Annotated in this window: 11 protein-coding genes; 2 read left to right on the plus strand and 9 right to left on the minus strand. The window is 40.7% G+C overall.

Translation table 11 applies throughout. The annotated features are described in order from the left end of the window. Nucleotides 1-60 precede the first annotated feature (60 nt). From V7K49_RS04415 to V7K49_RS04450, 8 genes are all read right to left on the minus strand, one after another. Nucleotides 61-519, minus strand: coding sequence for a hypothetical protein (locus V7K49_RS04415; protein ID WP_335204661.1), 459 nt, complete (start codon nucleotides 517-519; stop codon nucleotides 61-63). After that, nucleotides 507-2,633 carry a TonB-dependent receptor domain-containing protein gene (locus tag V7K49_RS04420; protein ID WP_335204662.1) on the minus strand — a complete coding sequence of 709 codons (2,127 nt, stop codon included), beginning with the start codon at nucleotides 2,631-2,633 and terminating at the stop codon, nucleotides 507-509. Before V7K49_RS04420 ends, V7K49_RS04415 begins: the two co-directional genes overlap by 13 nt. Before the next feature lie 436 nt (nucleotides 2,634-3,069). After that, nucleotides 3,070-3,777, minus strand: a complete 708-nt coding sequence (locus V7K49_RS04425; RefSeq protein WP_335204663.1) for a 2OG-Fe(II) oxygenase family protein — start codon at nucleotides 3,775-3,777, stop codon at nucleotides 3,070-3,072. A gap of 54 nt (nucleotides 3,778-3,831) precedes the next feature. Next, the gene (locus tag V7K49_RS04430; protein WP_335204664.1) at nucleotides 3,832-4,776 is read right to left on the minus strand and encodes an extracellular solute-binding protein; all 945 of its coding nucleotides are present in this window, start codon (nucleotides 4,774-4,776) and stop codon (nucleotides 3,832-3,834) included. Between the two features lie 874 nt (nucleotides 4,777-5,650). Next, nucleotides 5,651-6,328, minus strand: coding sequence for a hypothetical protein (locus V7K49_RS04435; protein ID WP_335204665.1), 678 nt, complete (start codon nucleotides 6,326-6,328; stop codon nucleotides 5,651-5,653). 682 nt (nucleotides 6,329-7,010) lie between these two features. Beyond that, nucleotides 7,011-7,871, minus strand: coding sequence for a ModD protein (gene modD, locus V7K49_RS04440; RefSeq protein WP_334864941.1), 861 nt, complete (start codon nucleotides 7,869-7,871; stop codon nucleotides 7,011-7,013). Nucleotides 7,872-8,554: 683 nt separating this feature from the next. Further along, a complete protein-coding gene (locus V7K49_RS04445) occupies nucleotides 8,555-9,364 on the minus strand; it encodes a DUF3598 family protein (RefSeq protein WP_335204666.1) in 810 nt (269 codons plus the stop codon). Between the two features lie 26 nt (nucleotides 9,365-9,390). Further along, nucleotides 9,391-10,293, minus strand: a complete 903-nt coding sequence (locus tag V7K49_RS04450) for a cell division protein FtsX (RefSeq protein WP_335204667.1) — start codon at nucleotides 10,291-10,293, stop codon at nucleotides 9,391-9,393. Between the two features lie 133 nt (nucleotides 10,294-10,426). Here V7K49_RS04450 and def point away from each other — a divergent pair, with 133 nt between their 5' ends. Next, nucleotides 10,427-10,990, plus strand: coding sequence for a peptide deformylase (gene def / locus V7K49_RS04455; protein WP_334864935.1), 564 nt, complete (start codon nucleotides 10,427-10,429; stop codon nucleotides 10,988-10,990). Between the two features lie 10 nt (nucleotides 10,991-11,000). After that, complete coding sequence (locus tag V7K49_RS04460) at nucleotides 11,001-11,204, plus strand: hypothetical protein (RefSeq protein WP_298913367.1); 204 nt, start codon at nucleotides 11,001-11,003, stop codon at nucleotides 11,202-11,204. Between the two features lie 70 nt (nucleotides 11,205-11,274). Here the strand turns inward: V7K49_RS04460 and V7K49_RS04465 are convergent, their stop codons facing one another. Continuing rightward, complete coding sequence (locus tag V7K49_RS04465; protein WP_335204669.1) at nucleotides 11,275-14,805, minus strand: NB-ARC domain-containing protein; 3,531 nt, start codon at nucleotides 14,803-14,805, stop codon at nucleotides 11,275-11,277. Between the last annotated feature and the right edge of the window lie 413 nt (nucleotides 14,806-15,218).

The raw sequence follows: 15,218 nt of genomic DNA on the forward strand, positions 1-15,218 counted from the left end.
ATCAGTGAGAATTCTTTGAGTTGCATTCAATCTCAGTACACTTGGGTGATAACCCTCAGTTTATCTGCTTTTTGGCTTAACCGAACCGTATTGGGATAACAGGCTGTAGATATCTTGATGGGAACTCAAGCCCAGAATTAAGTCTGGCTTGAGTCGCAAAAGTTTCTCTAGATTGGGAGACTCCAAACCCACATCCTCAATGCCTTTAAGTTTGCCTACCAATCGCTGTAAGTCAGAGACAGCATCCTTTGGGGCAGCGATGGGCGTGACTCCCAAAGCAAAAGTAGGTTCTAATAAAGCGTAAACCAAAACTACTACCCGTTGAGGATGGGCAGGAACTATCGTTTCACCCATAACGTGTTTGACTACGCGGACATCAACTTGGGATGGTGATTTAGTCAAAGAATGACCATTGTTGTATGAAGGTTTCCACAAGCTGCAACCATACAAAAATAGCAGCAGTAACATTGCAATTAGGGATAGCCACCTCAGCATGATATTTACTTTTACAACTGCCACTTTAAAGTTGCCTCTACCTCAAAAGGTTCACCTCGAAAAACGCGATTAATATTGTAAGCGCCTTCATAATAAAGAACGTCAAACAAATTTCGGAAATTTAGTGCTGCTTGGAAGTGGTTGTGGCGGTAGTATAGAGCAGCATCGGTGCGAACATAACTGGGTAAAGTGTATGTGTTAGTTAAATCACCTTCTCTGTCACCAAAATAGAACACACCCAAGCCGCCTCCCAACCCTTGCAGTTTACCTTTGGGGATAATATAGGTTGTCCATAAAGACGCGCTATTTTCTGGAGTATTAGCAAGTAAACTTCCGACTTTATAGGTGTTGTCACGAGTCACACGGCCATCAGTATAGTTGTAAGCGGCAATAATATTCCATCCTGGGGCAAGTTCCCCGGTGAAAAATAGCTCAACACCTCTACTTCTCTGCTCACCAACTTGGATAGCATAGATGGGATTGTTTATATCTGTCGTTACAATGTTGCTTTGGGTGAGTTGGTACAAAGCGAGTGTTGCGGAAAGTTTATTATTGAGCAAGTCGGTTTTGACTCCAACTTCATACTGAGTACCGCGTGTAGCTTCAAAGGAATTGTTATTAACATCTGTACCCAAAGCTTGATCGAAAGAGCGACTGTAACTGGCGTAGAGTGAAATAGGTGGAATCGGTTGATAAACAATGCCTAAGCGTGGGCTAAACGCTGAATTTGATTGGGAGGTAACACTTCTCTCACTAGGGCTTGTGGGGTCTTGGGTGGTTGTGGCGTCGATCTTTTGATCCTCAAAGTCCCCCCGTCCACCTAAGACCAACTTCAGATTAGGTGCGATCGCTAATTGGTCTTGAAAATAAATTCCTAAGTCATCAATTCTTTCCTTATCTTTGCGAGTGTCCAAAAAATCTCCTGGTGTCTGTCCATAAACTGGATTGTAAATATCAAGCGACGGAAAAGTTCGGATTATAAAACTGTAGGGTGAAACTATCCGTTGATACCAATCAACGCTAACGAGCAATTGGTGTTCTAGACCATAAGTGTTGAATTTACCTACCACATGGGTATCTTGAGAAAGATTACTGATGCTAGTGGGACCCCAAATCTGGTCAAAGCGACTGACGGTACGGTTGTCTGCATCTAAACTCGTTGGTGTGATGTTGGTAGTATAAGGTCGCTCTAGAAACGCATAGCTAAAGCTATTGTACAAAGACCACTTATCACTAAAATTATGCTCAAATTTGTAGCCAGCTCGTCCTTGTGTCACCTTCACTTTGTCTAGCGTCGGATCTCCCACATAGGTGTTAGGAGGAATTTTGCCATTAGGATTCGGTAGTATTGTCCCAATAGCTGGTAAACCTAAAGGGGTGAAGTCTAATCTTTGTGAACTGAGATACTCCCCAGATATAATTTGGCTGCCAAGTAATAACAGGTGCCACAAAAGCCCGCTTGACATATACATTATTAATATAACTACTACCTCTAGTTCTATCGCCGGGTTTTCCCCTGGCTTTGTCTGCTGTGTTGTTGCAGTAGAAGTTACCCCAAATACCAAACCCTCAGTCTGACTATCAAACAATTCCACTACTGGCGCACCGGTTTTCCCTACGACTGTTAATCGCACCGTGTTAGTGTCCACATTGGTAACTGTAACTAGTGCTATGCCGACAGATGGCTTTGATTGTTGGAAACTCTCACCACTTGTCAGTTGAAAGTGAGCATTTTTGATATCTGCAACGTAGGAATTACCTTCTACTTTCCCAGAAACTGACAATTTCTCAGAACTGGGCGTAACTAAAATTATCTCTATTCCTTTGTCGGTGGTGTTTACCTTCACATCTGTCACCGACACGACAGGAGTTGTAGCTTGACTTATTTGAGAAACAGAGTTCTGATTCTTGGGTGTCCTCAGTAAATAAGTGGCGCTGGTGAAAGCAGACTGCATATTATCACTCAAACTATAAATCTTTTGGGTTGGTTTAACTTGATTGGCTGCTGTCTGTTGGGGTAATGGTTGTTTGTCAGTTTTTGGTATCTCCTGACTCAGAACAGGAAGAGTATACGCCACCATTGAGGCAGTGAATAAAAGACATCGCCGAAACAAGACAAATAGTTTTTCCACAGCCACTATGACTCCTCACAATTAGCTATTTACTTTGAAATCACCACACTACAAAATATGTCAAAGATATAGGCGATCGCAGAACCAATGATCCTTTGTTTTTGAGCATTCATGTTTCTAAGACAATACCAACTGTTTGTAACTGTTACCAAGATTTTTGGTTATTAAACTTTGACAAACAGTAATACTGTTGAAATCAAGTAAATAAGTAACAAAAATCAACCAATTATTAGAATTAAACTTTTTGAATATATTTGACTAATTTTGTGCATTGAACTTCATGTAGCTGATTTATTCATTTCACAAGCTTATTTAGTAGTCTGCCAACCCAAATTGTGAGGTGAGGATTGGGGAAAGGCTAAACTGACATCTTGCACCAAGCCCAAAGAAGTGGAATAAAGAATAGAGATTGTTTTCAATAGTGCAAAGTCGATGCAATAGACTAAGTACTAGCATCGAGCTTATGAAAAAAAGTGACCCTGAGAGCCAATCGGCACTGTGATGCAGCCGATGCCACGGTCGTGACCATGTGCCACGAATTATCTGCTTGCACAATCACAGCCGAAAGCTGGCGCAGTGGTGGAATATCTTGGAAGACGGATTCTGGTTGTTCGTCATAGAGAATTCGCAAACAACCACCCCAATCCATAGGCCATTGCTCATTGAAAAATAGTAGATGAGTTAGAGCTTTGGATGGTTCATCAGTATGAGGGCGATGACAGTGCCCTGGATTATATCGACGAAACCCAATCACCATTGCACAGTCTTTGAGTTCCACCCCAGACATTTCTGTTAAGGCTTGGCGGTAACCAGGTGTCCACAGTTCTTCGATCAGTTGTCGCCAAATGCTGCTAAGATTCTCAAGATTAGAAGATAATCTTCCGTCTGCAATGCGATCGCGCCAGCGAACTGCCAACTCAGGACTGGCGCGATCGCAAAACTTGGACATTAAAGCAATATCCTCATTACTAGCAAGCATTTCACTCCAGAGGTATCCATATCCTTCGCCCTTTGATAAGCGAAACTCTTCCTGGGGAAAGCTAACAGCAAGTTCCAAACTAGCCTCTTTGGGCAACAAATTCTCGATCACAGCATAGCGATATGGAACTGACTGCATTCCTATATGACGTATGGCATCTAAATTTAGCATCTTGATTGTTGGCAGCGACAATCATTTCCCTATCACTGCAATTAAAATTGTAGTTTATCTAATATTTGAAATCTCTATCTTTTGCTGTACCAATTTTTTATTGAGTGCTAAACCCATAGCCGCACCTAGTAATAATCCGCAAACATAATTGGGTTCGGGTACTGATTTGGTCGGGCTAATAAATCCATACTTATGCAAAACTTCCTGTCCTTTGGGTGATAAAATATAGTCTGCTAGTTTCTCTGCATTCGGGTCAGCATTTTTGATAACTGTTAAACCAAATGGTGCTGCAACAGACAAATAATCTGGTAACCCAACTACTTGCAGACTCGGATCAATTTTTTGCGATGCGATCGCGCCAGTATAGTAAGTCAAGAAAACATCTGCTTGCTGAGTTTTGTCAAGAAAATACACTAAGCTGTCCTGTCCTGATGGGACTATTGGGGAATTCGTTCCACCTGTTAATCGCAAGGCTTTACTATTCAGGGTATCAAAACTACCAGGGTTTTTTGAATTAGCTTGAGTAAATATCTGTTGAGTGTAGTCTCCAAGAGGATCTGATAGAGGTGTTGAAGTTCCCAACTTGATGTTGGGATTTAGTAAGTAATCTAACACCTGATTTGATGTAATTTTTGCCTGGGAATACTTTGAGGAAAACACCGCTACAACCTGGTTTTGAGTAAATTCCACTGGCTGACTGCTCAACCCCTTAGTGTATAGTTTTTGGGGATTTCCAATATCTGCACTAGCAAAGACATCAGCAGTAGGCTGTCCAAGTTGGAGTTCTGTTTCTATTGCTTGCTCTCTAATCCCTGATGGGCCAAATACTGTATTCGTTCCTATTCCTGTTTCTTGGGTGAAGTCTTGGCTTACTTCCGTTAGTGCATTTCTTAAACTACCTGCTCCATATAAGTTGAGATTAGCGGCAAAAGCTTGATTTGGTATCAGAACACTAAAGGCACAAGCTGCCAAAGAACCTGTCAAAAAATACTTTTTCATCTGTTTGCTAAAATTTTTAAATTTTTGGATATTTTTTCCTCAAGGTTAAGACTACCAATTTAGTTGGAATAATGTCAATTATTTTATATAAACAAATTTTGGCTTTATTACAATTAAGATTTACGTATTGACATTAGTAAATAAATATGAATATAATCCTAAGCAATTTAAGTTTGATTTTTTTACTATTAAACTGCGATTGCTACTGATTTAAAGGTAATTACTAACAGTCGGAAAGAACCGAATCTCGTCAATACACACGATAGTTATTTTGTACAGTGCGTAAGTCTTATACAATCTGATTTAGTTAAGAAAGTTATACCCATTTAAAAAAAGAATGCGACAAATAGACCATTTGTAGAGACGCGATGAATCGCGTCTTCACCCAAGGATGTGTTGCAATCATTAATTGAATTCGTATTATCAGTTGAGGCAAATAAGAGGAGCAGTTCTTGAGCAGGGGGAGAAATAATTATTGCTCAATAACTCTTTTTCCTCCCTTACCTCAAGAGCTTATCCGAACTATATTGGATTTTGTTAATTATTGAAGACATGGTGGGGAGCAATCCAAATGTGTAAAAACATAATTTGTCATTGGGTAGGCAAAGCCTTCCCGTAGGGTACGGAACGCAGTGAAGCAAAGCAATCGCAACATCTGTACTTTGCGATTGCTTCATTCCGCTTTTCTACGAGACGCTACCGCGAACGCTTCATTCGCAACGACTTGTAACGATTTTGGTAAATTTGCTTGCATTGGGATGCTCCCGACATGGTGGGTGTAAACAAGCTTTTCACCAGTCACACTTAAGAAATTTACAAATGTTTCCAGAAGTTATTACTGATAGTCTTGAGACTAAAAATCTTAGCCTCTCCATTAGAAATATTTTGGTTTCAAAGGAGAAGCAGGAGCGGATAATATAAGGATATTTCTCACATTAGTCACGTAACGACCTCCAGCTTTGTCACCTGGAACTACTAAACGAGCAAATCCTTCATCTATTAAAGACACGACTTTACCATTAGGACCTTTTTTTTCAAATGCAATTAGCACTGTTTTCCCTTCAAAGCTAGGTTGAATTTCACCAATAGCTACAACTGCACCATAGCAATCTGTGGCTTCAACTAAAACATATTGCCTCAGAAGAGAGTTTTTAGGATTCAAACCAGAATTCCCAGGTTTTAGACCCCCTCCGGCTTTCGGATTATTAATCAATTCCCATAAGGGGACTCCATAGTATGTTTCTGTTCGTGGACCTGAGCCAGTTTGAAAGCTCACAGTGATTTCAGTAACTACTGGTGGATTTTGTTTTTTTAAAGCATCTCGCAAATTTCTCAGGTTTTGCAAGTTATAGGTGGTTGGATTCTTGAGTTCTCCACCCAAGCGAAAACTTTGTGAAAAACCTCCAGGACACTTATTTTTCTCCCAGATAGATGGTGTTTTTTCTTCTTTATTCCAGTGAACATCACTCCTGGAGCCAGCTAAACTAGGCTGCCATAAAACCAGTATCGATAGTAGAAAAGACGCAATGGGTATTTGTCGGGTAAAACGCATAAAACATTTCTCCGTTTACTATTGAATATTGAAAAATTAGATAGTTTTGCTCAAAGCTGTTTGCTCACCAAAAATTAGTATCGTTATCGCCAAAACTGAGCAAGTTGACAATAAATTTTGTTAGAAAAAAATCAAACCTTCAAATCGTTCAACTTCCAACTCCTTACCAGACGATACAAAATACCTAGTTTTCAATATGAGTTATTAAAAACTAATACATCACTTACCAAAGTTAGCCGCAAACCTCTTTTTAGACTTGGTTTTCAAAGTGGATAAGTGTATCTGTGTAATCTCTTGAAGATAATACCAACTTATTGAGTAAATTAATATATTTTTTGGTAATCAAACGTTAACAAAATTAATTTTTATTTCTTTTTAAAATAGTTAAGCTTAATATTGTAAAGACACTTGCTGTCGTTATTTGCCTTATAAATAGGTGACTATCAAGCTAATAACCTGTTTACAAGTGAAACTCAGATGAGTGGTGTGTCGGAGTTCATCCGAACTTAGAGGATGTTTTAAAAGTCTAATTTATTACTAGCCCTAGCGAATGGAATTCGCACGCCAGGTGCTTCAAGTCGGGTATTGCCCGCCCAACGCACTGGCTTGGCTATACAGACAAAACCCACCTCCGTGGGTTAAAAACCTTTCATTTTGTATTAGTCCACGGAGGTAGACTTCCCTACGGGACGTACTGTGCCATCGTCATTTTGACTGCAATATCGCACGGTTTACCAAAGTATGGTGAACTTGTCACTAAAATATCTACACCAGTGCTTGCATAATCTTTTATATTTTCAGAGGTAATACCACCAGCCACCGCTAGTTTTAAGTTCGGATACTGCTGCTTCAACTTCAAAACCAGAAGCTCAAGGTCTGGAATCGGAATTTTATCAAACTGAATTAAATCTACACCTGCTTGAGCAAGCATCCAGGCATCTGTTGGTGTATCTACTTCAACGCAAATACGTTGTTCCTGAAACTGTTGTCGTAGTTCATTCATGCGCTCAATTAGCCCAGCTATACCTCCCAGGAATATTAGGTGTTGGTTAAATATCAGAACTGTTTCGGATAATCCTAAGCGATGAAAAAAGCCCCCGCCAGCTAGAACTGCTTTGATGGAAAGTGTTCTAGTACCTGGAAAACATTTACGAGTAGTCACAATAGAAACAGACTGATTCACTGTTTTGGCAGTATCTACTAATACTCTGGTACGTGAAGCAATACCGGAGGCATATTCCATCAAATTTAAAGCAACTCTCCAGCCACTATGCAAAGCTTGAGCAGTGCCACTAGCTTGAAGAATTAATTGCTTTTCCTGGCAGACTGTACCACTTTCCACTTGATAATGAACTTCGGCACCACAATATTTTAATACTCTGGCTGCTTCTTCAGTAGCGCAAATGGTCATCGGATGACGGGTAGAAAACTCGATTTCACCGGGTTGCTTGCCAATGCCAAGTCCGTAGGTTGTCAAATCTAGGTAGGGAACATCTTCCTGAATTAACCTAGCGATCGCTTCATCTGAGAAGAAAACACTCATTTTAGTTTTGTGATCAGCTTACAAATATATAAGCTCAACAAAGATTTACACTAAACCTAATATCATTAAGTTGCAGGAATTGTAATAATCACTACTATTTTGCCAAAATAGTTGGTAATAAAATTATTTTATAATTTCCTCTGTCCTTTGTAGAGCGACAGATTACGAGTCAACCTTATAACCTCTGCTACACAAGAGTCTGATTTGGCAGGATTCCTGATACTGATTTTTAGAGATTGCTTTAATAGGTGATGTACAAGGATTAATTGGTAGCTCTACAATATCCAGCTAATATTAGTGTCTAATATCTTGTATACCTACTTTATCGGTAAATATCAGCCATCACTTTTTACCAAAACCATTAAAAATCTGTAATCAAAACAACTTTTTTCTCAAACGGTTAATAAATATTGTTTGGGGCGTTGTTTATATAGCAGTCCTAAAATGATTTATGAAATTCTCTGTTTCTTTTCTTCTCTTCTCTTCTCTTCTCTTCTCTACGAGACGCTGCGCGTACCCCTACGGGGAAGCAAGCTACGCGTAGCGTTCCGTTGGCGCAGCCTCTCGTAGAGAAGGAAAGGCGGTTCGATAGTTTTCACAACTCAAATAGGATTGTTAGATGCGATCGCATCTGTGCAGTTTGTATGCATTTTTCTGTACATACTATAGACAATTCAAATTTTTTACACTTTTTCTTCAGTAACTAATGTCAGACTAACCCATTCGCCTTTCTCGTTATAGCTGCGAATCATCCGCTGGCGCAGGTTTGGTTGGATTAACCAACCCGCTTCCAAGAATAAGGGTTGGCGTAACTGCACCTTGAGGGGAGAAGTTGCAGAAGCGCCATCAGGTAACAATAAGACTTGTACTTGCTTTTGGGGATCTTGGTCAAAGAGAACGATGGAACCTTTAACAGTAGCACTTGAAGTAATTGTCCGTTCCCCAAAAGAAGTACTTTGAATTAATCGCCCAGTATCATCAAGTTGTATTTTCAAAGTTGTAGAGTAAATATCAGGCGATCGCAAATCTCGATATATTGTCACTGCTTCACCAAGCCATTCTCCCCACAAGTCATCTATCTGCAAGGGTGGACGTTCTGCTACTGGGGTTCCAGCTAGATGTTCTCGAATTAAAATTAGCCTATTTAGCTGACCGTTTTTATCAAACACTTGCACCAGACGCAAGCGGCGATTTTCATGAACAAAAGCGAGTTCTCCACCGAATTCAGAAAATGGCCCTAGCTGAATTAAACCTTCAGAAAATGAACCATTTTCAAAAAACAGCACACCCCCTCCCACAGAACTAAATTCTCTTTTGACATCATCTTGTCCCGAACGGCTCAGAGTTAGGCGCACTGTCTGGTTATTGTTCAAACCTTCCAGCGAAAGACGGCTAGGAGTATCGTTCAGAAGCGTACCTTCGGGAGAAAAATTGGTAAATGAACCTTCCCATACACCGAGATTTTGCAGAAAACATTCCCATTGCGATTTCATAACGATTTTCCCCCCATCCTCAATGCCTAACCTTTAGCAAAACGTCGGACTGCAAATAAGCTTCCCATTAATCCTACAGCTGCACCGAAACTCAAGAGAATCAGGGGCAATAATAAAATTTGGGCTGGAGTGAGTTGCACCCCATTGGTGATAGCTTGAATAAACTCAGGTTGATTGGCTAGCAACTTACCGAGAAACTGTTGAATCACAGAAATGAAACTCCAAGCGATCGCACCACCAACTAAGCCAAAGGTAATACCTTGTAAAATAAACGGCAGGTAGATCCAAGCCGAAGTTGCTCCCACTAGTTGCATAATTTCAATTTCTTGGCGGCGCGCCATGACAATCAGGCGAATTGTCGTAGTAGTCACTGCGATCGCTGTTAAAGTCAGAATAATTGTAATTGTTAAAGTAATCCAGTTCAGACCTTGGTGCAACTGGGCAATGCGTTTAACTGCTTCATCAACATACTGCACCGTATCAACTCCGGGTAACTTAGCCAACTGGGTTGCTAAAGTTGGTACAACTTGAGAATTACGGGCTTTCACCTTCATCTCATCAACCAGAGGATTCTCACCTAGCTGCTGGGTAGCACCCTCAATATCAGAAATTCTCATTTCCTTAACTAACTTAGTCCAAGCTTCCTGTTTGGTAATAGTTTGTATCGCCGCTACCTCTGGGATTTTTGCGATCAGTGGCTCAATGTTTTCGGTGCGCGTATCCGGTTCGAGATAAACTGATACTTCTAACTGGCTACCAAACTGGTAAAGGAGTTTTTCGACTTGCCAAGAGGTTTGCAAACTCAAGCCGAATAAAAACAGTAACACCGTAACAGTACTTATAGCTGCCCAATTCATCCAACCTCCCCGCAATAAACCGAGGAAAGTTTCTTTGAGCAGGTAGTCAAGTTTTGTGAAAGATTTAAACACACATCACCCCAGTCAAAATTCATAACTCATAACTCATAACTCATAACTTATAACTCAGCACTCATAACTGACTAGTGACGAGCTTGATAGAATTAAAGTAGTACGAATTTTCACCATCTAGCCATCGAGACTCATGCCCTCTGAAATTGCTGTAGAGAAAAAAAAGTTAAAAAATCCACCTTTGGAGCTTCATTATTTAGGCGATCGCGTGCTGCGTCAAGTTGCAAAGCGGATTTCTAAAGTAGATGACGAACTCCGCCAAATGGTGCGCGAAATGTTGCAAACTATGTATAGCAAAGATGGCATTGGTTTGGCTGCATCCCAAGTGGGAATTCACAAACAACTAATTGTCATCGACCTGGAACCAGAGAATGCAGCTAATCCGCCTTTGGTGCTGATTAACCCCACTATTAAACAAGTAAGCCGCGATATCTCTGTTGCCCAAGAAGGATGCTTGAGCATTCCCAATGTATACCTGGATGTAAAGCGTCCCGAAGTCGTGGAAATAGCCTATAAAGACGAATACGGCCGTCCCCGGACATTAAAGGCTAATGACCTCCTGGGGCGCTGCATTCAGCACGAGATGGATCACCTTAACGGTGTGGTATTTGTAGACCGTGTGGAAAACTCCTTGACTTTAGTCCAGGAGCTATCTAAGAATGGCTTCTCGTATCAAGCGGTGAAACCAATAGTATAGGGGGCTAGTAGTGTATTTAACTCCAAAAAGCGGTTTATTTCTGGGTGGTTCTTGTGTAAGTGCGATCGCAGCCGTCGGTTCGATTTTTGAGCTTAGTTACGGACATCCAGATTTGGGCGTCCAAGTCACGGCGATTATCCTGGCATTGAGCATTCCACTCACAGGATTCTTTTTCTTTGCCGCAGTGAAGGACGCAAGGGCTAACATAAAATAAGCATCAGGTACATAAAAAAGGTAAAGGGGATGAAACAAAAACGTAAAGTTCACCCTTTTACCTTTTATTTTTACTCTCTATCTTCCACTGCTCCTAAAGCTTTTAGTGTTACTAACTGCGCTGCGGTTAAGCCTGTCACCCCGGTGATATTCATTCCTTCGTAGGGTCTGGGCGATCGCAGTGTTTTTAGGCACTTACCCGTCAATACATCCCAAAGCTTAATTGTCTCATCTTGGCTGCCACTGGCTAGGGTTTGACCATCTGGACTGAAGACCACTGACAATACTCTCAGAGAGTGTCCCTGTAAACTTTTCAGCGATTCTCCTTCACTGAGATTCCACAGTTTGACTGTTTTATCGTCACTACCACTTGCCAGTAACTTGCCATTTGGACTGAAAACAACTGACCTGACCCAGTTAGTATGCCCTTGCAAAACTTCTAAGCATTTACCAGATTCGACATTCCACAGTCTGACTGTTTGGTCTTCACTGCCAGTAGCCAATATTTGACCATTCGGACTGAAAGCTACTGACCTAACCCAATTGGTATGTCCTTGTAAAGCTTTTAGGGCGTTGCTAGATTGGATATCCCACAGTCTCACTGTTTGATCGTCACTGCCACTTGCTAGTAGCTTGCCATCTGGACTGAAAGCTACTGACCAAATCCAAGAGGTTTTCCCGTGCAAAGCTTTAAGGCACTTGCCAGATTGGACATTCCACAGTCTTACTGTTTGGTCTTCGCTGCTACTAGCGAGAGTATTGCCATCTGGACTGAAAGCTACTGACCAAATCCAATTAGTATGACCCTGCAAAACTTTCAAGCAGTTGCCAGATTGGACATCCCACAGTCTTACTGTTTGGTCTTCGCTACTACTGGCTAAGGTTTTGCTATCGGGACTAAAAACAACTGAGCTTACTCTACTAATATGCTCGTGCAAAGTTTTTAGGCATTCACCAGAGTTGACATCCCACAGTTTTACTGTGTGGTCTTCACTGCCACTTGCCAGTAGCTTGCCATCTGGACTGAAAGCCACTGACCTGACCCAATTGGTATAGCCTTGCAAAGCTTTCAGACATTTACCAGAGTTGATGTCCCATAATCTTACTGTTTGGTCATCACTACTACTTGCAAGTAGCTTACCATTTGGACTGAAAGTCACTGACCAAATCCAATTGGTGTGTCCTTGCAAACTTTGGAGGCATTTACCAGAGTTGATGTCCCATAATCTTACTGTTTGGTCTTTACCGCCACTTGCCAGTAGCTTGCCATCTGGACTGAAAGCCACTGACCAAATCCAATTGGTGTGTCCTTTCAAACTTTGGAGACATTTACCAGAGTTGACATCCCACAGTTTCACTGTTGCGTCTTCACTGCCACTTGCTAGTAGCTTGCCATCTGGACTGAAAGCCACTGACCAAATCCAATTGGTGTGTCCTTGCAAGGTTTTCAGGTTTTTACCAGAGTTGACATCCCACAGTTTCACTGTTTGATCGTCACTACTACTTGCCAAGACTTTACCATCTGGGCTGAAAACTACAGAATTTACCCGACTAGTATGTTCCTGAAAGCTTTTCAGGCATTTACCAGAGTTGATATCCCATAGTTTTACTGTTTGGTCAGCACTACCACTTGCTAAGATTTTACCATCTGGGCTGAAAGACACTGACCAGATCCAATTAGTGTGTCCTTGCAAAGTTTTAAGACATTTACCAGTGTCAACGTCCCATAATCTCACTGTTTGATCGTCACTGCTACTTGCTAAGGTGTTACTATCCGGACTGAACACGACTGACCATACCCGACTAGTATGCCCTTTATAAGTGAAAAGTTGTTTGATATCATAGTTCCACAAACGAACTTTACCATTAGCATCACCTGTAGCCAAAAATTTGCCATCGGGGCTAAATGTCACCGATAAAATACTCCCGAAGGTTTGTGTAAAAACTGACTTAGATAAGTCTGAATAAGCAAAATTAATATCATGCAAATTCACACCTTGTAAGTATGCTTGCCAAACTGTTAGATAAGAAAAATCATAGCCGCTTAAATCAATCTTCAGTTGACAAAGTAGATTAAGAACATTTCCCCCTACATATCCTGGTTGTAACGGAGATTTCTCTTGCAGCATTGAAATAATTTGAATTAGCGGGCATTTCAGATTTATTTTGCCTAGAGTATTGAGTAACAATTTCGTAATTGGATTGAGCACGAGGCGAATCTGAGTATCCCTAACATAGTCTTTTGCCTGAGCTTTGAGCAGAGCATGGCTGTTAAGGAGTACAATTTCTCCAGTCTCAATTTCTTGAGTAATATTCTCAATTAATTTCTCAATCATGTACTCCATGACAACTGGTTGTTGGGTAAAAAATGCTGCACTTTTCTGAATCAAGGAACGCTGTATTAGAGAGTTTAGAGTGTCTATCAATCCTCTTTGTGATAATGGGGATACAATATCTGCTCGTAATTCAGATAGTAAAACTGGCTCACGATTAATTGCTATCCAATACATTATCTCTTTCTCTAAATCTGTCAAGCGATTGAACTGTCGCTCCAAAAGATCATGAATATCATTAAAAATAAACTGTCCTGAATTTAGATAATCTTTTATTAAAATAGAAATATTATTATCTAACAAATCTCGAGTAAGTGCAGCTACTATCTTTAAGGCTAGGGGATTACCAGCATAGTATTCAATGACAACTTGCCATTCATCATCTGTTGCCGAAAAGTTACCCAGATTGTTAAAAATATTTTTTGCCTCTATCTGGTTCAAGCCATGTAGTTGTAAGGAGCGAACTTGCTTTCCCTCTAATAAGGTAATTTCTTTAGGTTTCTCCCGACTAGTTAACATTAAGCAGCTCTGATGAGATACTTCCCCTAATCGTTTGATTAGCTCTCCATATCCTTCGTATCCTTCATGATAGTGTCCAGTGTGCTTGCCACTACGCAGAATAGCCTCTACATTGTCTAACACCAGTAGACAGCGTGAGGAACGTAAACACTCAATCAATTGCGATATTCTACCGTCTGCGCTTTCTGATAAATTTGTTTCCTGCTGGTTAGACAAGAAATTGATAATATCTGCCAGGATTTCTGTAATAGGTGGGGTATTACGCAATGAGCGCCAAATGACGTACTCAAAATCTCCTTGAATCTGCTCGGCACAGCGTACACTCAGAGCAGTTTTGCCAATCCCACCCATGCCTAGTAGTACCACTAATCGGCAGCGGTCTCTTACAATCCATTGCTTTAAGATGGTTAATTCTTCTATACGCCCAGAAAAATCGGAAATATCAACCGCCTCTCCCCAATCTTGGCGTTTACTGGTAATCCGTTCCACAATCTGTGAAAATATTTGATACTCACTTCCAATTACTTGTTGTAACTTAGTGAGCTTGCCTGGACCACTGCCACTGACTTGAAATTTCTTGTAAACCTCACTTAATCTTTTGCGTATCGCCTCGGCACTAACACCTAATTCTTTGGCGATCGTATTTGGCGATTTATCTTGAACGGCACATAATAACACCTCTAGCTCACTGCTAGATACACTCCGTTCTTGGGCTAAAGCCAAAAGAAAGTCTTCAGGAATCTCACTCATACTCATACCAAGACAAACTACACTCCAATGTTAGCTCACTAGGTGAGAACTTAATCTGCTCAGAGCGACGCTTGAACTATTGTCTGGTAATGAAAATACATTGTTGAGTCAGTACTTTTTAAATAATTTTCTCAGTTTTACTTGACTAGGTAACTAAGTTACTTTATAGTGAGTTTAACACAGGCAATTTAGATAACTTAGTAAGTTTGCGGTTGAATTACCCAAACTTAGTGAGTAAGAGGTAAAGGCAAACGCTAGAACCGTTAATCGATTTTGAAAAGGTAATCATTCAAAGTCTGTTGTCTGTAGGTATTGCATTTTAGGGGTTGATTCGCGTGGTGTGCGTTCTGCATCATCACGAGCATTGAGCACCTAACTTCAATTTCAAAATTATCTTTGCAATTCATTTAAAA

The sequence above is a fragment of the Nostoc sp. genome, from assembly GCF_036919675.1.
Lineage (GTDB): Bacteria > Cyanobacteriota > Cyanobacteriia > Cyanobacteriales > Nostocaceae > Nostoc.

Bases quoted from the DNA above. Each gene is read 5' to 3' on its own strand.
- V7K49_RS04425 (WP_335204663.1), bottom strand. From the start codon at position 3,777: ATGCTAAATTTAGATGCCATACGTCATATAGGAATGCAGTCAGTTCCA.
- V7K49_RS04430 (WP_335204664.1), bottom strand. From the start codon at position 4,776: ATGAAAAAGTATTTTTTGACAGGTTCTTTGGCAGCTTGTGCCTTTAGT.
- V7K49_RS04435 (WP_335204665.1), bottom strand. From the start codon at position 6,328: ATGCGTTTTACCCGACAAATACCCATTGCGTCTTTTCTACTATCGATA.
- modD (WP_334864941.1), bottom strand. From the start codon at position 7,871: ATGAGTGTTTTCTTCTCAGATGAAGCGATCGCTAGGTTAATTCAGGAA.
- V7K49_RS04445 (WP_335204666.1), bottom strand. From the start codon at position 9,364: ATGAAATCGCAATGGGAATGTTTTCTGCAAAATCTCGGTGTATGGGAA.
- def (WP_334864935.1), top strand. From the start codon at position 10,427: ATGCCCTCTGAAATTGCTGTAGAGAAAAAAAAGTTAAAAAATCCACCT.
- V7K49_RS04465 (WP_335204669.1), bottom strand. From the start codon at position 14,805: ATGAGTGAGATTCCTGAAGACTTTCTTTTGGCTTTAGCCCAAGAACGG.